The sequence below is a fragment of the Stutzerimonas stutzeri genome (assembly GCF_000952685.1).
GTDB classification, from domain to species: Bacteria; Pseudomonadota; Gammaproteobacteria; order Pseudomonadales; family Pseudomonadaceae; genus Stutzerimonas; species Stutzerimonas stutzeri_E.
In genome coordinates this window covers 1-18,744 of record NZ_JYHV01000006.1, presented here as the reverse complement: position 1 = coordinate 18,744, position 18,744 = coordinate 1, and the positions used below count along the sequence as shown (strand labels likewise).

The window sequence follows — 18,744 nt, the reverse complement described above, 5'->3', positions numbered from 1 at the left end:
CGTTCATTTGACGATCCGCCAGCAAAACGGGTAGCGATAAGGCTTGCCTTCATTGGCACGGATGCCGGCAATCACCACTAGCACCAACGCTACCACGCTGATCAACGCCATCAGCGGAAAACCGATCAGGATCCAGGCCAGCACGCCGCAGATCATCAGCAGAATGCTGAAGGTGATCTGGAAGTTCAGTGCCTCCTTGCCTTGCTCGTCGACAAAAGGATCCATGTCCTTCTTCAGCTGCCAGACGATAAGCGGCCCCAGCACGTTGCCGATCATCGGCACCAGAAACCAGAAGAACGCCGAGTAATGACAGAACATCGCCCACTGCCGCGCTTGCGAAGAGGGTTGAGGTATCAGCTCCTGACCAGACATGGCGTTCTCCTTTCTCAGATCAATCGGCGAGCGCGGCCAACTGCAGCGCAAATAGCTCTTTCATGCCTTCTTGCGCCAACGCGAGCATGGCGTTGAGCTCTTCCGGCTGGAACGGCGCGCCTTCGGCAGTGCCCTGCACCTCGATGAAACCACCGGCACTGGTCATCACCACGTTCAGGTCGGTTTCGGCTGCAGAATCTTCCAGATAATCCAGATCGAGCACCGGCTCGCCCTGGTACATACCCACCGAAACCGCCGCGACCATCTGTTTGAGCGGATCGCCGCCTTTCAGTCCGCCGCGTTTCTTCAACAGCTTCAGGGCATCGACGAGCGCCACCATCGCGCCGGTAATCGAAGCGGTGCGGGTACCGCCATCGGCCTGAATGACATCGCAGTCGATGTAGATGGTGTTCTCGCCCAGCTTGCTCATATCCAGCGATGCACGCAGCGAACGCCCAATCAGCCGCTGGATTTCCAAGGTGCGACCGCCCTGTTTGCCACGGCTGGCTTCGCGCTGGTTACGCTCGCCCGTGGCGCGGGGCAGCATGCCGTACTCGGCGGTCAACCAGCCTTGCCCCTGCCCCTTGAGAAAACGCGGCACGCCGTTCTCGATGCTGGCGGTGCAGATCACCTTGGTATCACCGAACTCCACCAGCACCGACCCCTCGGCATGTTTGGTGTAATTGCGGGTGATGCGGATCGAACGCAGCTGGTCGGCGGTGCGGCCACTGGGTCGTTTCATGAGGCTTGTCCTGCTTCTGGGAATGAGTAGCCGCCATTATAGAGGTCCCGGCCAACAATAAGGGCCACTGCCGAGCCATTCGGCAGTCGCGTACGTAAAGACCCCGCCATCACGCCATCGGCCCAACACGACGGAAGACGATGCGCGACGCCAATATCTGGTTTTTCCTTTACAATCCTTCGCCTTTCGCACCGTACCGAGGGGTTACCCAATGATCCACAGCATGACCGCCTTCGCACGTGCCGAGCAGGCCGGCGACCACGGCACCCTCAGCTGGGAGATCCGCTCGGTAAACCATCGCTATCTGGAACCGCATCTGCGTCTCCCCGAAGCCTTCCGGGATCTGGAAGGTCTTGTCCGCGAGACATTGCGCAAGGGTTTATCGCGCGGCAAGGTCGAATGCACGCTGCGTTTTGCCGAGGACGCCGCCGGACGCTCGATGCAGGTGGATAGCCAGCGCGCCAGCCAGTTGATAGCAGCGGCGGAGAGCGTCGCCGCACTGATCAAGCAGCCCGCGCCCCTCAACCCCCTGGAGATATTGTCCTGGCCGGGCGTATTGGTCGGCGACTCAGCCGATCCTCAGGCGCTCAACAGCGCCGCCCTGCAGCTGTTCCACGCTACGCTGGCGGAGCTGAAGAGCGGGCGCCAGCGCGAGGGCGAGGAACTGGCCCGCCTGATCAACGAGCGCCTCGACGCGGTCGCCGAAGAGACAGCCACGCTTCGCACCCAGGTCCCGCAGATGCTCGCCGCTCAGCGACAGAAAATTCTCGATCGTTGCGCCGAGATGCGTGTCGAACTGGACCCGCAACGGCTCGAGCAGGAACTGGTATTGCTCGCACAGAAAAGCGACGTCGCCGAAGAATTGGACCGCCTCAGCACGCACGTCAGCGAAGTGCGACGAGTGTTGAAGTCCGGCGGCGCCGCCGGTCGACGTCTCGACTTCCTCATGCAGGAACTCAACCGTGAGGCCAATACTCTCGGTTCCAAGGCGTTCGATCCGCGCAGCACCCAAGCGGCGGTGAACCTGAAAGTGCTCATCGAGCAGATGCGCGAACAAGTCCAGAACATCGAATAGCAACTACGCTTGGTCTTGAATGGCGATAGGCCGCCAGGCATACCCCAGCAACCGTACAGAGAACCCCATGTCAGCCTCCACCGGTACGCTCTACATCGTTTCCGCGCCTTCCGGGGCCGGCAAAACCAGCCTGGTCAAAGCCCTACTCGATGCGCAACCGCAGGTCCGAGTCTCGGTTTCGCACACCACTCGCCCCATGCGCCCGGGCGAGGTGGATGGCGTCAACTACCACTTCGTCAGCCGGGAAGAGTTTCTCGAACGCCTGGAACACGACGAGTTTCTCGAACATGCCGAAGTCTTCGGCAACCTATATGGCACCTCGCAGCGCTGGCTCGAACAGACGCTGGGCGAAGGTTACGATCTGATCCTGGAAATCGACTGGCAGGGCGCCCAGCAGGTCCGTCGACTGATGCCGCAGGCCAAGTCGATCTTCATTCTTCCTCCCACCCAGGAAGCACTGCGCCAACGCCTGACCAACCGCGGCCAGGACAGTGATGAGGTGATCGAAAAACGCATGCGCGAGGCGGTCAGCGAAATGACCCATTACGTCGAATATGACTACCTCGTGATCAACGACGACTTCGCTCACGCCCTGATCGATCTGCAGGCGATCTTCCGCGCCAATCAGCTGCTGCAAGCGTCACAGCAGCAGCGTTTTCGCGGCCTCCTGGAAGAATTGCTGGCCTGAGCCTGTCGCGGTGGCCGGCCGCAGCAGCCGGCTACGCGAGTGCTGATGAGGCTTGGCTGCCCGCCAGCGCAGCTGCGGAAACGTTTTACCGCTTCCCTAATGGCTGGTGATTTTTTAGACTATCCCGTCCGCTCGCCCATTCGGGCATGCTTTACCGTTATTGATGAGGAACACCATGGCCCGCGTTACCGTTGAAGACTGTCTGGACAACGTAGATAACCGCTTCGAGCTGGTCATGCTCGCCACCAAGCGCTCGCGTCAGCTGGCTACTGGCGGCAAGGAGCCTAAAGTGGCCTGGGAAAATGACAAGCCGACCGTGGTCGCTCTGCGTGAAATCGCCTCCGGGCTGGTGGACTACGACGTCATTGCCCAAGACGACATCGTCGACGACGAGCCATTGTTCGTGCAGTACGAGGAAGAGTCCAACGAGGCCCTCTGATTAAATGCCAGGTCGAAGTCGAACCGCAAACACAGCGCCCAGCCGGCAAGGAGCAATCCCTTGCCAGCCATAGACGCTCTTGCCGATCGCCTGTCGACCTACCTCGGCGCAGACCAGGTCAACCAGGTGCGCCGAGCCTATTTCTACGCCGAGCAGGCCCACGACGGCCAGCGTCGACGCAGCGGTGAAGCCTACGTCACCCACCCCCTCGCGGTAGCCAACATCCTCGCCGACATGCACATGGACCATCAAAGCCTGATGGCCGCGATGCTGCACGACGTCATCGAGGACACCGGCATTGCCAAGGAAGCGCTCACCGCGCAGTTCGGGGAAACCGTCGCTGAGCTGGTGGATGGGGTCAGCAAGCTGACCCAGATGAAATTCGAAACCAAGGCCGAGGCCCAGGCGGAGAACTTCCAGAAGATGGCCATGGCCATGGCGCGCGACATTCGTGTGATCCTGGTCAAGCTCGCCGACCGTCTGCACAACATGCGCACGCTTGAGGTGCTGGCGGGCGAGAAACGCCGCCGGATCGCCAAGGAAACCCTGGAAATCTATGCGCCCATCGCCAACCGGCTGGGCATGCACGCCATGCGCGTGGAATTCGAAGATCTGGGCTTCAAAGCCATGCATCCGATGCGTTCGGAGCGCATCCGCGCCGCGGTCCGTCGCGCACGGGGCAACCGCAACGAGATCGTCGAAAAGATCGAGCAGTCACTGATCCACTGCCTCGAACGCGAAGGCCTCGGCGGCGAGGTAGTGGGCCGCGAAAAGCACCTGTTCAGCATCTACAAGAAGATGCGCGGCAAGCGCAAGGCGTTCAACGAGATCATGGACGTCTACGCCTTTCGCATCGTGGTCGACAAGGTCGACACCTGCTATCGCGTGCTCGGGGCGGTGCACAGCCTCTACAAGCCGTTGCCCGGTCGGTTCAAGGATTACATCGCGATTCCCAAAGCCAACGGCTACCAGTCGCTGCATACCACATTGTTCGGCATGCACGGCGTGCCCATCGAAATCCAGATCCGCACCCGCGAAATGGAAGAGATGGCCAATAACGGCATCGCCGCGCACTGGCTGTACAAATCCAACGACGAGGAAGCCCCCAAGGGCACCCATGCCCGCGCACGGCAATGGGTCAAGGGCGTGCTGGAACTGCAAGAGCGGGCCGGCAATTCGCTGGAGTTCATCGAAAGCGTGAAGATCGACCTGTTCCCGGACGAGGTTTATGTCTTCACACCCAAGGGCAGCATCATGGAGTTGCCCAAGGGCTCGACCGCGGTGGACTTCGCCTACGCGGTGCACACCGACGTCGGCAATACCTGCATCGCCTGTCGCGTCAATCGTCGCCTGGCGCCGCTGTCACAAGCTCTGGAGAGCGGTTGTACTGTGGAGATCGTGACCGCGCCGGGCGCACGCCCGAACCCGGCCTGGCTCAACTTCGTGGTCACCGGCAAGGCACGCACGCACATTCGTCACGCGCTCAAGCTGCAGCGCCGCTCTGAGTCGATCAACCTCGGCGAACGACTTTTGAACAAAGCGCTGACCGGCTTCGAAACCAGTCTGCAGAAGGTTTCGCCGGAACGTATCCAGGCCGTGCTCAATGAATATCACATGGATGTCGTCGAGGATCTTCTCGAAGACATCGGGCTGGGCAATCGCATGGCCTACGTCATCGCTCGCCGACTGCTCGCAAGCGAAGGCGAACAAGCACCCAGCGCCGAGGGACCGCTGGCGATTCGAGGCACCGAAGGTCTTGTACTGAACTACGCCAAATGCTGCACGCCGATCCCAGGCGACCCGATCGTCGGTCATCTGTCTGCCGGCAAAGGCATGGTGGTGCACCTTGATACCTGCCGGAACATTGCCGATGTTCGGCACAACCCTGACAAGTGCATTCAGCTGTCCTGGTCCAAGGACGTCACCGGCGAGTTCAACGTCGAATTGCGCGTCGAGTTGGAGCACCAGCGCGGCCTGATCGCCCTGCTGGCCGGCAGCGTAAATGCCGCCGATGGCAATATTGAGAAGATCGGTATGGACGAGCGCGACGGCCGGATCAGCGTCGTTCAACTGGTGGTCAGCGTGCATGACCGCGTGCATCTGGCCCGGGTGATCAAGAAGCTGCGGGCGATCAAGGGCGTCATGCGTATCACCCGGATGAAGGCCTAGCGACTCCGCCAGTTCTACCCTCGTCACGGGGCTTTTGCCCGCTCGCTTCAGCCCGTATCCTCTGGGACCGCACTCTTCTATCGGAGCACCCCATGAGCAAGACCGTGATTCACAGCGACAACGCCCCCGCCGCCATCGGCCCCTATTCCCAGGCAATCAAGGCTGGCAATACCGTCTACATGTCCGGCCAGATCCCGCTGGATCCGAAAACCATGGAGCTGGTGGAAGGCTTCGAAGCACAGACCGTGCAGGTGTTCGAGAACCTCAAGGCCGTGGCCGAAGCCGCCGGTGGCTCGCTGAAGGACATCGTCAAGCTGAACATCTTTCTCACCGATCTCGGCAACTTCGCCACGGTGAACGAGGTCATGAGCCGCTACTTCCAACAGCCCTATCCTGCTCGCGCCGCCATTGGCATCGCCGCGCTGCCGAAGGCCGCACAGGTGGAAATGGACGCGATTCTGGTACTCGACTGAACCTCGGCAGGCTAGCCAACACGAGCGGTTGCAGGGAGCGCGACTGATGATATCGCCCCGCGCCCTGGCCCCGCGCCTGCTGTTGGCAATGGCCGGATTGCTCGCCGCCTGCGCGCTGTACCTAGCCGAACCGCTGATACTGCAAAGCCTGCGCAACAGCCTGTTCGATCAATACCAACGCTGGCAGCCGCGAGCGACGCCGGCGCAGACGCCGGTCCGGGTGGTGGATATCGACGAAGCCAGCCTCGCCCGCCTTGGCCAATGGCCCTGGCCACGCGATCTGCTGGCCCAGTTGCTGGAGCACCTGCACCGGGCCGGCGCCGCGGTAGTGGTGTTCGATGTGCTCTTCGCCGAGCCGGACCGCAGCTCACCGCGGCGGCTTCTGAGCCTGCCGACGCTCTCGCCTGAACTGGCCAGACAGCTAAGCGCCCTGCCCGATCATGATCAGCTGTTCGCCGCCGCGCTCGCACGGCAGCCCAGCGTGTTGGGTTTCGCCTCCACACGCTCGCCTTCGCAAACCTCACCGTCGAGTCGCTTCGGCGTCCAGTCGAGCGCGAAGGCCGAGCAACCCCGTTTTGCCACCTACGCAGGAACCGTCAGCGCTTTGCCGTTGCTCGACAGGGCCGCAGCCGGCAGCGGTGCTATGACCTTTCAGCCCGATGCGGATGGCGTGGTGCGACGCGTGCCGGTGATGATTCGCGTCGGTGAACGGCTGTTTCCTTCACTGTCTGCCGAAGCGCTGCGAATCTACCTCGGACAGAATCGTTACCGCATCGAAACCACTGACGGTGGCGCAGTCGAGCAGGTCGGCATCGGCCCGCTGACGCTGCCCACCAACCGTCAGGGTGAACTCTGGCTGCACTATCGTCGCGACCCGAGCAGTCAGAGCGTACCGGCGTGGCGTGTGCTGCAAGAGGCGTCCGCTGCGCGGTTCCAAGGCAGCATCGTGCTGATTGGCAGCTCGGCGCAGGGCCTGCAGGACCTGCGTTTCAGCCCGCTCGGCGAAATACTTCCTGGTGTCCAGATACATGCCCAGGCAATCGAGCAGGTGCTGGACGGCACGCTGCTGCAACGCCCGTTCTGGGCCAGTCCACTGGAAGCGCTGACGCTCCTGCTCGCTGGATTACTGCTCGGCGCCCTCACGCTCGGTAGCGGGGCGCTCACCGGGGCCTGGGTCGTCGCGATCATGCTGACGGCACTGAACGTCCTCGCCTGGTGGGCCTATTCGCGTCACGGCTTGCTGCTCGATGCCCTCACTCTGTCGATCGGCCTGCTGCTGGTCTACCTCGGCGTCAGCCTGGCGCGGCACCGCGCCAGCGAGCATCAACAGCGCTGGCTGCGTGAGGCCTTTTCGCGCTACATCTCACCGAACCTGGTCAGGCATCTGGTGCGCCACCCCGAACAGCTGCAGCTCGGCGGCGAAAGGCGCTGCTGCAGTTTCGTCTTCACCGATATCACCGACTTCACCACCCTGATGGAGCGTCAGTCACCAGAACAGGTGGTTGGCATGCTCAACGAGTACCTGGAGGGCATCATTCAGATTGCCTTCCTCCATGAAGGCACGCTCGAGCGCATCGTCGGCGACGGCATGGCGATCCTCTTCTCAGCGCCGCTGATGCAGGCCGACCACCAATGCCGCGCCCTGGCCTGCGCCATGGAGATTCGCCGCTTCACCCGAACCTACACCGCCACCCAGCATGCCCTCGGCATTCCTCTGGGGCGCACGCGCATCAGCGCGCACAGCGGCGAGGTGGTCGTCGGTAATTTCGGTGGTGCCACTTTGTTCGACTACCGTGCGCTAGGAGATGCGGTCAACGTGGCGGCGCGTCTGGAAGGCCTGAACCGCTACCTGGGCACCGATCTCTGCGTTTCGGAAACGGTCCGCGCGGCCAATCCGAGCGTACCGATGCGGGCCATTGGCGATGTGCTGCTCAAGGGCAAGAGCCGACCGATCCGCCTCTACGAGCCTTGCGAAGCCACGCAAGATAACGATTACGACGCGGCCTACAGGCTGCTCGCCAGCGAACACGAAGATGCTACCGAGGCCTTCGAACGGCTACATGCCGAGCGACCGGACGATGCCCTGGTGCGCTATCAGCTGCAGCGGCTACGGACCGGACAGCGTGGCGAGCGGATATTGATGACGGATAAGTGAGGCGGCTCAGCGAACGCTGACTTCGACCCGACGATTGCGCGGTTCGGACACACCATCCGGCGTCTGGATCAGCAGGTTGCGCTCGCCATGGGAAGACACCCTCAGGTCGATCACTTCGATGGCTCGGCCGCGCAGCTTGTGAGCCACGGCCTTAGCCCTGATAAGCCCCAGCTGCTCGTTCCAGATCGGGCCGCTGAGCGTATCGGTATGGCCGATGACCGAGACGGCGGAGGGCCCGCGCAGACGGATCGCTTCGACGACCTGCTCGAAGGCTCGCTGCGACTCCTCGGTCAGCTCGGCACTGCCGATCTTGAAATAGAGCTGGAAGCGCTGTGGCAAGGCCGGCTGTGCCGCCAGCGCCGCCGAGAAGTCGCGGGAGATTCGTAGCTCACCGACGGTGAACGGCCTGGCTCCGGCCCCGCCGCTGCCAATCGTTACACCCTGATGCGAACGGTCGAGCCGGGTCTGGCCACTGGCGTCCGCCACCAGAACCGCGCCGGTGGAGCCGTCAGGGTTTTCCAGCAGCACTACGTAATCTCCGCTCACGCAACCTGACAGCAGCACACTGCATAGCAACGCCAGGGCTAATCGGCGCGCCATGGTCACTGGCCGACCTTTACCAGGAAATGCGTACCGCGAACACCGATGGTTCCGGTGGGCGTTTTCAACTCGACCGCCTCCGGCCTGAGCTTGGCGATCACGCCGGAAATGAAATTCAGCGTACCGCGAGTGATGCGGGCGCTCAGCCGCAGCTCCTCGCGGGCCGGCTCAAACGCGTACTCGTCGACGGCGAATTCGCTGTTGGGACCGAAGGACAGCACCGTATTGTCGCTGAGCGTCAGGCCCATAGAGCCTTGCGCACCGGTGCGCAGGACCGCGCCGAGGATCACCGCCTGCCCGAGGGCCGCATCGATGGTCTGGCCGCGGCTGGTGACCGTCGCTTCGCCCTGCACCTTCATGATGTAGCCGATCGGCTCGATCAACTCTTGCGCCTGCCCCACCGGGGCCAACGTCAGCAAGCCGGCAATCAACAATGGCCGGACGCCCTGCAGCACGGCGAAGCCGCTTTCGCACATCATCATTCCCGTCTCCGTAAGGCCCGCTCAGGCCCATGCCTTGGCCTGACACCCCCGTCAGGCTGACGTCGCAGAATGCCGGATGGCCTTCGGCAAATACAAGCGCAACGGGAGGCCTGCCCCGCAGAGCGCCGTCTTGCTCAGTCTCGTTACGCTGGGAACGGTATTTCGACTAGACGCTGGCGACTCGATCAACAGGCCGCGCAGGCGCGCCGTCCCATAGCTGTCGATCATCGAGCTGACGAGTGTCGACATAGCGCGGGACGCCATTGATCTCTTCCAACTCGGTCATCCCGGCCAGTTGGCTGACGATGCGATAGCGCTTGCCGGCGGTTTTGTCTTGAAGGGGGTACAACGCGGCGATCTGCTGCGCCAGTTCGGTGAGGGTGGACATGGGCCGGGTACTGCTCTGAATGCGAAAGGCAGGCTATTTACTACGAATCCTCGATGATTTCGCTGATGACCCGACGCTCAGCAGACCGTTCATCGGATAGGCCTTTTTGCTTCCTTTTTCGCTGTCGATCCGCCACCCACGGGGGCCCCCGGCCGTCGCTGCTCAGCGAGCTGCCGCTGGATATGCGTATTCGCGTTGGTGCCGATGATGGTGTGCTTGTCGCTGCGGTCACAGCGGGCATCGGCGGCGTCGCCAGCGGTGGTCGAGGCCTGAACCGGCCCGTGCTCCGCGAGCCAATTAGTTGCCTCGATGTGGGCAACTTTCGCTTCTCTCGTTGTCTCGTTCTAAGGCGCGCACCAAACCAACCATAACGCGCGCTCGCTTTAGAGCCTGATGCGAGGTCCCGATTCATGCTGACACTTTCGATCAACGGCGCCGACCTGGAGGTCGACGTTCCCGAAGACATGCCCCTGCTCTGGGTCCTACGCGATGTGCTGGGGCTGACAGGCAGCAAGTACGGTTGCGGTATCGCCCAATGCGGCGCCTGCACGGTTCACCTCGATGGACAGGCAGCACGCTCGTGCGTGCTGCCTGTCGGTGAGGTGAAGGATCGCAAAGTCCTGACCATCGAAAGCATCGGCAACACCGAGCTCGGCCAGCAGGTACAGCAGGCCTGGCTGGACGACGAGGTCGTGCAGTGCGGTTATTGCCAGTGCGGGCAGATCATGTCGGCCGTCGCGCTGCTGGAGAAAAATCCGCAGCCCGATGACAAGGCCATTGATCAGGGCATGGCCGGTAATCTTTGCCGCTGCTGCACTTACACCCGCATTCGCAGCGCCATCAAGCGCGTCGCCCAGGCATGAGGAGGCGCAAGATGGCCAACCCTGACAACAGGCTGCAATCCCCTTCGCGCCGACATCTGTTGAAGGTCGGCAGCCTCGCCCTGGGCGGTCTGGTGATCGGTTTCAGCATGCCGTTCGCCGGCCGAAGCTTCGCCGAGCAAGTGCTCAACGAGGGCCCCGAAGATCAGCCGATGTCCAACGCTACGGCGCTGGATGCCTTCATCAGCATCGACCGCGACGGGCAGGTGACCTTCACCGTGCCGAAGATCGAGATGGGACAGGGTGCGCAAAGCGGCTTGGCGGTGATGGTGGCCGAAGAGCTGGAGATCGGCCTCGATCAGATCACGCTCAAGGAAGCGCCGCCGAACGAGGCGATCTATAACGACAAGCTGCTCAACTTCCAGGCCACCGGCGGTTCGACCTCGATCCGCAGCAACTGGGAACCGCTGCGTCAGGCCGGGGCGGCGGCGCGGCTCCTGCTGATCCAGGTCGCCGCGCAGCGCTGGCAGATCGGCGCCGACCAGTTGCGTGCCGACAATGGGCGGGTGCTCGGGCCGGACGGACGAAGCTTTGGCTATGGCGAGCTGGTCGATGACGCATCGAAGCTGCCCGTGCCGGAAAACATCCCGCTCAAGCCCGCCGAACAATTCAAGCTGATCGGCAAGCCGACCCGGCGTCTGGACACGCCGGCCAAGGTCAATGGCACGGCGCGTTTCACTATTGATCTGGTGCTGCCCGGCATGAAGTACGTCTCGGCACGCGCCTGCCCGGTCATCGGCGGCACCCTGCTCAACCTGGATGATCGGGCCGCACGCAAGGTTCGTGGGGTGATCGACGTGATCCGCCTGGACAATGCCGTGGCGGTGATCGGCGAACACACCTGGGCCACCTTCGCCGGTTTGCGGGCCCTGGAAATCGAATGGGACTACGGCGACAACGCCGGCATCGACTCGGCGCAGATGGAGCGCGAGATCAAGGAGGCGCTGGACAAGCCCGGCGCCGTGGCCACCGAACAGGGCGATATCGACCAGGCGCTGAAGGATGCGACGAAAACCTTCGAGGCCGAATACGAAATGCCCTTTCTCGCCCATGCGGCGCTGGAGCCCATGACCTGCGTGGCCCAGGTCCGCCCCGATGCCGTGGAGCTCTGGGTCGGCACCCAGGTACCGGTACGTGCGCAGACCGCGGCCGCCGAAGCCTCCGGGCGACCGGCGGAACAGGTCATCGTTAACAACCAGTTGATCGGCGGCGCCTTCGGTCGGCGTCTGGAAGTGGATTTCATCAGCCAGGCCGTGGCCATCGCGGCGAAAGTGGACTACCCGATCAAGCTGACCTGGAGTCGAGAGGAAGACACCACTCACGACATGTACCGCCCGTACTACATCGACCGTTTTGCGGCGGCGCTGGACGATCAGGGGCGACTGCAAGGCTGGCGCCACACCATTGCCGGTGCCTCGGTGCTGGCGCGCTTCGCCCCTGCAGCGGTTCCAGAAAGCGGTCTGGACAGCGATGCCGTCGAGGTGGCTCAGAACCCGATCTACGCCCTGCCGAATCTGCGCGTGAACTACGTGCCGGTCCCGCCCAAGGCGTTGCATCAGTCCTGGTGGCGGGGTGTCGGAGCGCTGCGCAGCACCTACATGCTGGAAAGCTTCATCGACGAAGTGGCGCGCAGCGTCGACCGCGATCCGGTGCAATACCGCATGGCGCTGCTGGGCAGCCACCCGCGCGCCCAGCAGGTATTGCGCCTTGCCGCGGAAAAGGCCCGATGGGGCGATCCTCTACCGGCGGGGCATGGCCGCGGCGTGGCGGTGCAGGAGGTGTTCGGCAGTTTCCTGGCCACGGTCGTCGAGTTGCAGGTGAGCGAGGACAAGGGCATCAAGCTCAAGCGTCTGGTGGTAGCGATCGATTGCGGCCAGGTGATGAACCCGGTGTCGGTCAAATCGCAGATCGAGGGCGGCACGCTGTTCGGGCTGTCCGCCGCGCTGTTCAACGAAATAACCGTCAGCGAAGGGCGCGTTGAACAGAGCAATTTCCACGACTATCGCCAGCTGCGCATCAGCGAAGCACCGCCAGTGGAAACCTACATCGTCGAGAGCCGCGAGGCGCCCGGCGGGGTCGGCGAATCAGGCACGGCGATGATCGCGCCGGCGCTGGTAAATGCATTGGCGGCCGCCAACGGCACGCGCATCCGTCGCCTGCCGTTGGCGCGCGCCGGCTATTACGTGATCTGAGGAGCCCAGTATGACGATTCGAGTCCCCCTTCGCGGCCTGCTGGGTGTCGCGCTTGCCACTTCCACTGCGGCCGTGCTGGCGCAGCCCGCTGATCAGGCGCTGATCGAGCGCGGCGAGTACCTGACTCGCGCCGCCGACTGCCTGGCCTGCCACGTCACCGAAGGCGGCGAGCCCTATGCCGGCGGCCTGCCGGTAAAGCTGCCGTTCGGCACGCTGTACACGACCAATATCACCCCGGACAAGGAGACCGGTATCGGCAACTGGAGCGACGACGAATTCGTCGAAGCCATGCAGCAGGATGGCGCCGAGGCCCCTTGCATGCGCTGGTGCGGGGACCGCATTTCCTGACGGCGAACGTCACCTGGCACACGGCCATCTCGCGGTCACGCCAGGGACGTCCTGCTGTTCATCCCGGAGAGGCTGGCCGACGGCGTTTCCGAGCGGGCCGACAAGACCCGTCGAGCCCCACCACACCCGCGCAACGCGTAGTTCATTGCTGCCGCTTCGTTCCGCGCCCGGGCGGTCATTCGTCGTAAACCAGACCGCCATTCGTCGCGAAGCCGCGCGCATGATGGCACTTGCCGTATCCTCGCCGGCTATCGGAGCCGAAGCGCCCGAATCGCAGTCCGGCATATAAATCGCATCCCGCAAGCCCGTACTGCCCAGCGTCACCCAATTGGCGCTAACGGGACTTCCCCGTGAACAACTGTGGTCCGCCCAAGGCGGTTGTTTGTCAAAACATCGGGCTTCCCCGATTGGATGTGAAATGAAAACACCACGTCTGCTACAAGGTCGCCGCGGCCCTGTGCTCTCCGTATTGCTGGTACTCGCCGTTGCCGCTTGCCTGGCCTACTGGCAATTCAAATCCGCCGCTCCACCCGCACCTGCCACAGGTGCGGCGGCCAGCATGCTCGAAGCGCTTCAGGCATCCACCGACCCCTGGGAAGCCAATCGTCAGGATCTCTCGGTATTGATGAGCGACCTGCGCGGCGACCGCATCGCCAGCGCCGCGTTGGGCAAGAATGCCGTCTATGTCAGCCTGAACGACGGCCTGCGTTACTGGATACCGGACCAGTCCGGCCGTGTAGCCCAACTGCTGCTCAATCATTACGTCAGCAACGAAGGCCAACTGTTCCCGCTGACGTTGTTCGAAACCGATGGCGAGGCGCCCTGGTACAAGGCGCTGGTGCCCTATGCCCCCTTTATCCTTCTGTTGGTCGGTGCGCTCAGCTACCTGGCATTCAAGAGCCAGGCCTTCCGCGTGCAGCGTAAAGGCAGCGGCATCGGGTTCGCCGATGTGATCGGCGCCAGCGAGGCCAAGCAGGCGCTCACCGACGTCACCGATTATCTGCGCGACCCCGCCGCTTACGTCGCGCTGGGCGCCCGCCCGCCCAAGGGCGTGCTGCTCACCGGCGAGCCCGGCACCGGCAAGACGCAATTGGCCAAGGCGCTGGCCACCGAGTCCAATGCCAGCTTCATTCAAGTCACTGGCAGCGACTTTTCCTCGATGTATTTCGGCGTTGGCATCCAGAAGGTCAAGGCGCTGTTCCGCACCGCGCGCAAGCAGGCGCCGTGCATCATCTTCATCGACGAAATCGACGGCATCGGCAAGCGCGCCGAGCAACAGCGCTCCAGCGACGCCGAGAGCAACCGCATCATCAACCAGTTCCTTGCCGAGATGGATGGCTTCGACGGCGCCAGCGGCGTGCTGGTGCTGGGCGCGACCAACTTCCCCAACTCGCTGGACCCGGCATTGGTCCGCGAAGGCCGCTTCGACCGTTCGATTGCGGTGGGCCTGCCGGGGCTCGGTGATCGGGAAGCGCTGTTCCGCCTCTACGCCGGGAAGATCCGCGCCAGCCAGGACCTGGATTTCCCTCAGCTTGCACGCAACACCGTCGGCCTGACGCCCGCCGCCATCGCCTATATCGCCAACCACGCCGCCCTGCTCGCGGCGCGTGGCAGCGCTAGCGAAGTCAGCATGTCGCACTTCGTTGATGCCGTGGAAACCTGTCGTATTGGCGAACAACCATCGGGCGTCACGCCGATGTCGGCCAACGATCGCAAGCGCATCGCCGTGCACGAGGCCGGTCATGCGTTGGTGGCCGCCGCGCTGAAAGTCGGTCGGGTTGAAAAAGTCACCATTCTGCCGCGCGGCCAGGCATTGGGCGTGACGCTGGTGACGCCGGTGGAAGACAAGCGCTTGCACATGGAGTCCGAGCTGCGCAACCGCATCCAGATGCTGCTGGCCGGCCGTGGCGCCGAGCAGCTGTACTTCAATGAGGTGTCGTCCGGCGCCGGTCAGGATCTGCAGGAGGCCTCGAAGATCGCTCTGTCGATGGTCGGTGCGCTGGGCATGGGCCCGAACGGTTCGCTGCTGAGCCTGCAGGCAGTACGTGATGCCCATATCGAATACGATTCGGGCGAATCCATCCGCGCGGCGGACACCCTGCTCAAGCAGCTGGACCGCGACTGCATGGCGTTGCTGCAGCGCTTGAAGCCTGCACTGGACGAAATCGCCGAGCGTCTGCTGGCCGAGGAAACGGTGCCCGGCGAAGAGGTACTCGCGGCCATCGACCGGCTGCCCGAGCACCATCACGAAGCCAGCGTCAGCTCGATCATCGGCCATGCCATGAGCAGCATCGATCGCGTCGCGGCCAGCGCCATGGAGAACGCCCCATTCCTCGACCTGACTCCGGTTGAGCAACCCGAAGATGACGGCCCGGGCATGCTCTGACGCAGACGCCCGCCGCCGGTAACGACGGCGGGCGCCTGGCTCAGATCATCAATCGGTACCGTACAAACGACACGCCCTACCGCCCTTCACCCTCAGTGCGCACCCAGTGCCGTATCTTGCAGTGTCGCCACGCCGGCCAGACGCCGCGCCAACACACCGAAGCGTCGGCGGTACTGGGCGGGCGTCAAGCCGACCTTGCGTCGGAACAGGCGGCCAAAAAAGCCGGCATCCTGATAACCCACCTCCCAGGCGATCGCCTCCACCGGCAGGTCACCGCTTTCCAACAACTGCTTGGCCTCTTCTAGCCGCAGGGTGTGCACGTAATCCAGCGGCGACAGGCCGGTCGCCTGGGCGAAACGGCGCTGGAAGGTCCGCTCCGGCAGTCCGCTGATCCGCACCATCGCCGCCACCGGCGCGTCGGCCTCGTAATGCTGGGCCGCCCATTCCTGACAACGGGCGATGACCGGATCGGAAAGCTGACCGCTGCGCATCATCGCGGCATAGGCCAACGGGCTGGTCGCATCCCAGTCGAACAGGTTCATTCGCGCCACCTCCATGGCTTCCCGGGCGCCCACGAAGCGGGCGATAAGAAACAGCCCCAGCGCGTGCCAGCTGCTACCGCTGCCGGACATTACCAGCCGCTGCCCGATACCGGCATTAACCAATGCCTTGTCCGGCTGCCAGTGAACGTCCGGATATTCCCGCCGCAGGCATTCACAGTAGCCCCAGTGAGAAGTGCCTTCGCACCCTGTCAGCAGCCCCGTACGCGCCAGCAATATCGCCCCGGAACAAGCGGCCGCGAGTGTCGCGCCGGCCTCATAGCGCTCACACATCCAACGCGCCTCGCGATCATAACGATCATCCAGCGGCTCCCAAGGGCTGATTGCCAGATTACTAATGATCACCACGTCTGGCGGCGGGGCGTTGTCAAGACTCGCATGAGGATGCACCGGCACGTCGTTGTACACCCGCAACGGCAGGCCGTCTCGGCTGATGATCAGCGGAGCGAAAGGCGACTCGACGTCATCCTGGTTCATCAGCTGCTGCCAGTCACGGCGGGTTCCCAGCAGCAAATCGTAGAGTCCGAACAGCGTCGAGGCAGTGGTGTCCGGAGTTGCCAGCAGGGCAACAGTGAGGGGTGGCAGGCTTTCAGCATTATCTGAACGAGTCATGGCGGAAATGGCCGTTTTGTTTCCAGGATGGCTTTGGTCCGACTCGCCCGTAACCACGACTATGGCTCCGCTGGCCCCTGCCAGCGAACTGGACTCCTGGAGCATAGAACAATGAAAGACGCACATGGATACCAACTGACCGGTTGCAACAGTGAGGCGCAGGTCCTGCTCGACCTCGGTCTCACGCAGTTGCGCTGCCTTCGCACCGATCCGCTGGCCACCGCCGAAGCCGCGCTCGAAGCGTCCCCCGAACTGGTGATGGGATACATCCTGCGTGCCTGGCTATATATGTTGGGTACCGAAGCCGCCGCATTACCGGTGGCGCAAGCCTCGCTGGAGCGCGCCCTGGCGTTGCCGCATAACGACCGCGAGGCCCGTCATCTTCAGGCGCTGGGGCAGCTCATCGGCGGGCGCTGGCACGCGGCCGGCCGCACGCTGGAAGACCTCAGCATTGAGTATCCGCATGACCTGCTGGCCTTGCAGGCCGGGCACCAATTGGATTTCTTCACCGGTGACGCGCGCATGCTGCGCGATCGTGTCGCACGGGTGCTGCCGGACTGGTCCATGGACGTGCCCGGCTACCACGCGCTGCTCGGCATGTATGCCTTCGGCCTAGAAGAGACCGGCGACTATCGCCACGCGGAACGCTTCGGCCGTGAGGCGATTTCGCTGCAAGCCGACGATGCCTGGGCTCAGCATGCCGTCGCGCATGTGTTGGAAATGCAGGACCGGCGTGAAGAAGGCATTGCGTGGATGCATGGCAATTCGGCCTGGCAACAGGACAGCATGCTCGCCGTGCACAACTGGTGGCACCTGGCGCTGCATTATCTGGAGCAGGGCGAATCCGACCGGGTACTGGCCCTGTTCGACGGCCCCATCGCAGGCAGTGAGGGTACGCTGGCGTTGGAGCTGATCGATGCCAGCGCGCTACTGTGGCGCTTGCACCTGCTGGACATTGACGTCGGTAATCGCTGGAGCGCTGTGGCCGAGCGCTGGTCCGCGATGGCCTCGGACGGCAATTACGCCTTCAACGATTTTCATGCCGCGATGGCATTCGCCTGTAGCGGCCGCGATGACCTGCTTGAGCGGCTGCGCGAGGCACAGCGGCGCGCCTGCAGTCGGGAGGACGACAACGCCCGCTTCACCCGCCTGGTCGGCGAGCCAGGAGTGGACGCCGTCGTGGCGTTCGTGGCCGGGCAATATGGGCAGTGTGTGGAGCGGCTGCGGCCCGTTCGCAGTCAGGCTCATCTGTTCGGTGGCAGCCACGCCCAGCGTGACCTGCTGGACCAGACGCTGATCCACGCCGCGCGCCGCAGCGGGCAGAACAGCCTGGCGCGTGCCCTCATCCGTGAGCGCGAGCTGCTCGCCCAGCAGCGTCGCATGCAGTAAGCCAAGGGGGCGGCGGCCATGCCGCCCTCCGTTACGGCAGCACCACCAGATGGTTCGGCAGTTCGTTGCGCTCGTGGGTCGCCGGCACGTGTTGCTTGAGCAGTGAACCGCAGGTCTCGATGCAACGAAGGAAGCCTTCGAGCACCTGGCCGTTGCGCACGTCTTCGGAGAAGGCGTCGACGATCGACTGCCACGTGCTGTCATCGATACGGCTGGAAATGCCTTGGTCCACGAGAATTTCCACGTAGCGCTCGGCTTCCGAGACGAAGATCAGCATCCCGGTACCCGCTGCGGTGTGGTGCAGGTTCAGTTCGATGAACTGCCGCCGCGCCAGGTTGCAGGCGCGCCAGTGCCGCACCGAACGCGGAATCAGCCGGCTGGTCAGGCTCGGAATGCGGAACACCACCGCCAGTACGATGAAGGTCAGCCATTGCACCAGCAGCAGTTGCCAGGCCGTCAGCCATCCGCTGAAGAACAGCAGCGCACCCGGTAGCAGCAGCGCCAGCAGGCTAGCCCAGAGCAGCGGGATATAGCGATAGTCGTCGGCCTGGGCCGCCAGCACCGTCACCAGTTCGGCATCGGTGTCGCGTTCGATGCGATCGATCGCCTCGGCAACCTGTTGCAGTTCGCTTTCGGTCAGTAGGGTCATTGCCTGTTAATCATCGATGAAGGTTCTCGTTGTGCAGCGCTTATCGGTTCGAGGACCCGGTGGCTGGATGCCAGCCCGCCACGCGATCCTGTCCGTGATTCGTTGGGGTTCGCCGCGCGGCCCGTCGGCTCACCAGCCACCGG

The 18,744-nt window shown here is 63.4% G+C and carries 17 protein-coding genes and 1 pseudogene; 11 read left to right on the top strand and 7 right to left on the bottom strand.

Annotated elements, in window-relative coordinates; translation table 11 throughout:
• Positions 1–3: 3 nt before the first annotated feature.
• Both UF78_RS02035 and rph read right to left on the bottom strand, forming a co-directional pair.
• Complete coding sequence (locus UF78_RS02035; RefSeq protein WP_045160383.1) at positions 4–372, bottom strand: DUF4870 domain-containing protein; 369 nt, start codon at positions 370–372, stop codon at positions 4–6.
• A 19-nt stretch (positions 373–391) separates the two neighbouring features.
• Entirely contained in the window at positions 392–1,114 is a 723-nt protein-coding gene (gene rph / locus UF78_RS02030; RefSeq protein WP_045160382.1) for a ribonuclease PH, read from the bottom strand.
• A 211-nt stretch (positions 1,115–1,325) separates the two neighbouring features.
• On the opposite strand from rph, the gene UF78_RS02025 reads away from it, so the two are divergent.
• The 6 genes from UF78_RS02025 to UF78_RS02000 all read left to right on the top strand — a co-directional run bounded on the left by UF78_RS02025 (position 1,326) and on the right by UF78_RS02000 (position 8,113).
• The gene (locus tag UF78_RS02025; RefSeq protein WP_045160381.1) at positions 1,326–2,189 is read left to right on the top strand and encodes a YicC/YloC family endoribonuclease; all 864 of its coding nucleotides are present in this window, start codon (positions 1,326–1,328) and stop codon (positions 2,187–2,189) included.
• Between the two features lie 67 nt (positions 2,190–2,256).
• Positions 2,257–2,877 carry a guanylate kinase gene (gmk, locus tag UF78_RS02020; protein ID WP_045160380.1) on the top strand — a complete coding sequence of 207 codons (621 nt, stop codon included), beginning with the start codon at positions 2,257–2,259 and terminating at the stop codon, positions 2,875–2,877.
• Between the two features lie 175 nt (positions 2,878–3,052).
• Entirely contained in the window at positions 3,053–3,316 is a 264-nt protein-coding gene (gene rpoZ, locus UF78_RS02015; RefSeq protein ID WP_025240123.1) for a DNA-directed RNA polymerase subunit omega, read from the top strand.
• A 60-nt stretch (positions 3,317–3,376) separates the two neighbouring features.
• Complete coding sequence (spoT, locus tag UF78_RS02010) at positions 3,377–5,485, top strand: bifunctional GTP diphosphokinase/guanosine-3',5'-bis pyrophosphate 3'-pyrophosphohydrolase (RefSeq protein WP_045160379.1); 2,109 nt, start codon at positions 3,377–3,379, stop codon at positions 5,483–5,485.
• Positions 5,486–5,577: 92 nt separating this feature from the next.
• Positions 5,578–5,958, top strand: coding sequence for a RidA family protein (locus tag UF78_RS02005; protein WP_045160378.1), 381 nt, complete (start codon positions 5,578–5,580; stop codon positions 5,956–5,958).
• A gap of 46 nt (positions 5,959–6,004) precedes the next feature.
• Positions 6,005–8,113, top strand: a complete 2,109-nt coding sequence (locus tag UF78_RS02000) for a CHASE2 domain-containing protein (protein ID WP_045160377.1) — start codon at positions 6,005–6,007, stop codon at positions 8,111–8,113.
• A gap of 6 nt (positions 8,114–8,119) precedes the next feature.
• On the opposite strand, the gene UF78_RS01995 is transcribed toward UF78_RS02000, so the two are convergent.
• From UF78_RS01995 to UF78_RS01985, 3 genes are all read right to left on the bottom strand, one after another.
• Positions 8,120–8,713: an OmpA family protein gene (locus tag UF78_RS01995; RefSeq protein WP_045160376.1), complete on the bottom strand. Its 594-nt coding sequence runs from the start codon at positions 8,711–8,713 to the stop codon at positions 8,120–8,122.
• Between the two features lie 2 nt (positions 8,714–8,715).
• Positions 8,716–9,195: a FecR family protein gene (locus tag UF78_RS01990; protein ID WP_155397587.1), complete on the bottom strand. Its 480-nt coding sequence runs from the start codon at positions 9,193–9,195 to the stop codon at positions 8,716–8,718.
• 166 nt (positions 9,196–9,361) lie between these two features.
• Complete coding sequence (locus tag UF78_RS01985; protein ID WP_045160375.1) at positions 9,362–9,583, bottom strand: hypothetical protein; 222 nt, start codon at positions 9,581–9,583, stop codon at positions 9,362–9,364.
• 410 nt (positions 9,584–9,993) lie between these two features.
• On the opposite strand from UF78_RS01985, the gene UF78_RS01980 reads away from it, so the two are divergent.
• From UF78_RS01980 to UF78_RS01965, 4 genes and pseudogenes are all read left to right on the top strand, one after another.
• On the top strand, positions 9,994–10,446 hold the full coding sequence (locus UF78_RS01980; RefSeq protein ID WP_045160374.1) for a (2Fe-2S)-binding protein: 453 nt from the start codon (positions 9,994–9,996) through the stop codon (positions 10,444–10,446).
• Positions 10,447–10,457: 11 nt separating this feature from the next.
• Positions 10,458–12,656 (top strand): xanthine dehydrogenase family protein molybdopterin-binding subunit, encoded by a 2,199-nt coding sequence (locus UF78_RS01975; RefSeq protein WP_045160373.1) that lies wholly within the window; start codon positions 10,458–10,460, stop codon positions 12,654–12,656.
• 10 nt (positions 12,657–12,666) lie between these two features.
• A pseudogene (locus UF78_RS01970) lies at positions 12,667–12,954 on the top strand (cytochrome c); the annotation flags it as partial.
• Positions 12,955–13,423: 469 nt separating this feature from the next.
• A complete protein-coding gene (locus UF78_RS01965) occupies positions 13,424–15,391 on the top strand; it encodes an AAA family ATPase (protein WP_045160371.1) in 1,968 nt (655 codons plus the stop codon).
• Between the two features lie 92 nt (positions 15,392–15,483).
• On the opposite strand, the gene UF78_RS01960 is transcribed toward UF78_RS01965, so the two are convergent.
• Positions 15,484–16,563, bottom strand: a complete 1,080-nt coding sequence (locus UF78_RS01960; protein ID WP_045160370.1) for a GlxA family transcriptional regulator — start codon at positions 16,561–16,563, stop codon at positions 15,484–15,486.
• A 111-nt stretch (positions 16,564–16,674) separates the two neighbouring features.
• Here UF78_RS01960 and UF78_RS01955 point away from each other — a divergent pair, with 111 nt between their 5' ends.
• A complete protein-coding gene (locus UF78_RS01955) occupies positions 16,675–17,952 on the top strand; it encodes a tetratricopeptide repeat protein (RefSeq protein ID WP_052679268.1) in 1,278 nt (425 codons plus the stop codon).
• 31 nt (positions 17,953–17,983) lie between these two features.
• Here UF78_RS01955 and UF78_RS01950 read toward each other — a convergent pair whose 3' ends face one another.
• Complete coding sequence (locus tag UF78_RS01950; RefSeq protein WP_045160369.1) at positions 17,984–18,601, bottom strand: TPM domain-containing protein; 618 nt, start codon at positions 18,599–18,601, stop codon at positions 17,984–17,986.
• Positions 18,602–18,744 lie beyond the last annotated feature (143 nt).

Bases quoted from the DNA above. Each gene is read 5' to 3' on its own strand.
- UF78_RS01980 (WP_045160374.1), top strand. From the start codon at position 9,994: ATGCTGACACTTTCGATCAACGGCGCCGACCTGGAGGTCGACGTTCCC.
- UF78_RS02025 (WP_045160381.1), top strand. From the start codon at position 1,326: ATGATCCACAGCATGACCGCCTTCGCACGTGCCGAGCAGGCCGGCGAC.
- UF78_RS02005 (WP_045160378.1), top strand. From the start codon at position 5,578: ATGAGCAAGACCGTGATTCACAGCGACAACGCCCCCGCCGCCATCGGC.
- UF78_RS01960 (WP_045160370.1), bottom strand. From the start codon at position 16,563: ATGACTCGTTCAGATAATGCTGAAAGCCTGCCACCCCTCACTGTTGCC.
- UF78_RS01950 (WP_045160369.1), bottom strand. From the start codon at position 18,601: ATGACCCTACTGACCGAAAGCGAACTGCAACAGGTTGCCGAGGCGATC.
- UF78_RS01965 (WP_045160371.1), top strand. From the start codon at position 13,424: ATGAAAACACCACGTCTGCTACAAGGTCGCCGCGGCCCTGTGCTCTCC.
- rpoZ (WP_025240123.1), top strand. From the start codon at position 3,053: ATGGCCCGCGTTACCGTTGAAGACTGTCTGGACAACGTAGATAACCGC.
- UF78_RS01955 (WP_052679268.1), top strand. From the start codon at position 16,675: ATGAAAGACGCACATGGATACCAACTGACCGGTTGCAACAGTGAGGCG.
- UF78_RS02035 (WP_045160383.1), bottom strand. From the start codon at position 372: ATGTCTGGTCAGGAGCTGATACCTCAACCCTCTTCGCAAGCGCGGCAG.
- UF78_RS02000 (WP_045160377.1), top strand. From the start codon at position 6,005: ATGATATCGCCCCGCGCCCTGGCCCCGCGCCTGCTGTTGGCAATGGCC.
- UF78_RS01985 (WP_045160375.1), bottom strand. From the start codon at position 9,583: ATGTCCACCCTCACCGAACTGGCGCAGCAGATCGCCGCGTTGTACCCC.
- gmk (WP_045160380.1), top strand. From the start codon at position 2,257: ATGTCAGCCTCCACCGGTACGCTCTACATCGTTTCCGCGCCTTCCGGG.
- UF78_RS01975 (WP_045160373.1), top strand. From the start codon at position 10,458: ATGGCCAACCCTGACAACAGGCTGCAATCCCCTTCGCGCCGACATCTG.
- UF78_RS01995 (WP_045160376.1), bottom strand. From the start codon at position 8,713: ATGGCGCGCCGATTAGCCCTGGCGTTGCTATGCAGTGTGCTGCTGTCA.
- UF78_RS01990 (WP_155397587.1), bottom strand. From the start codon at position 9,195: ATGATGATGTGCGAAAGCGGCTTCGCCGTGCTGCAGGGCGTCCGGCCA.
- rph (WP_045160382.1), bottom strand. From the start codon at position 1,114: ATGAAACGACCCAGTGGCCGCACCGCCGACCAGCTGCGTTCGATCCGC.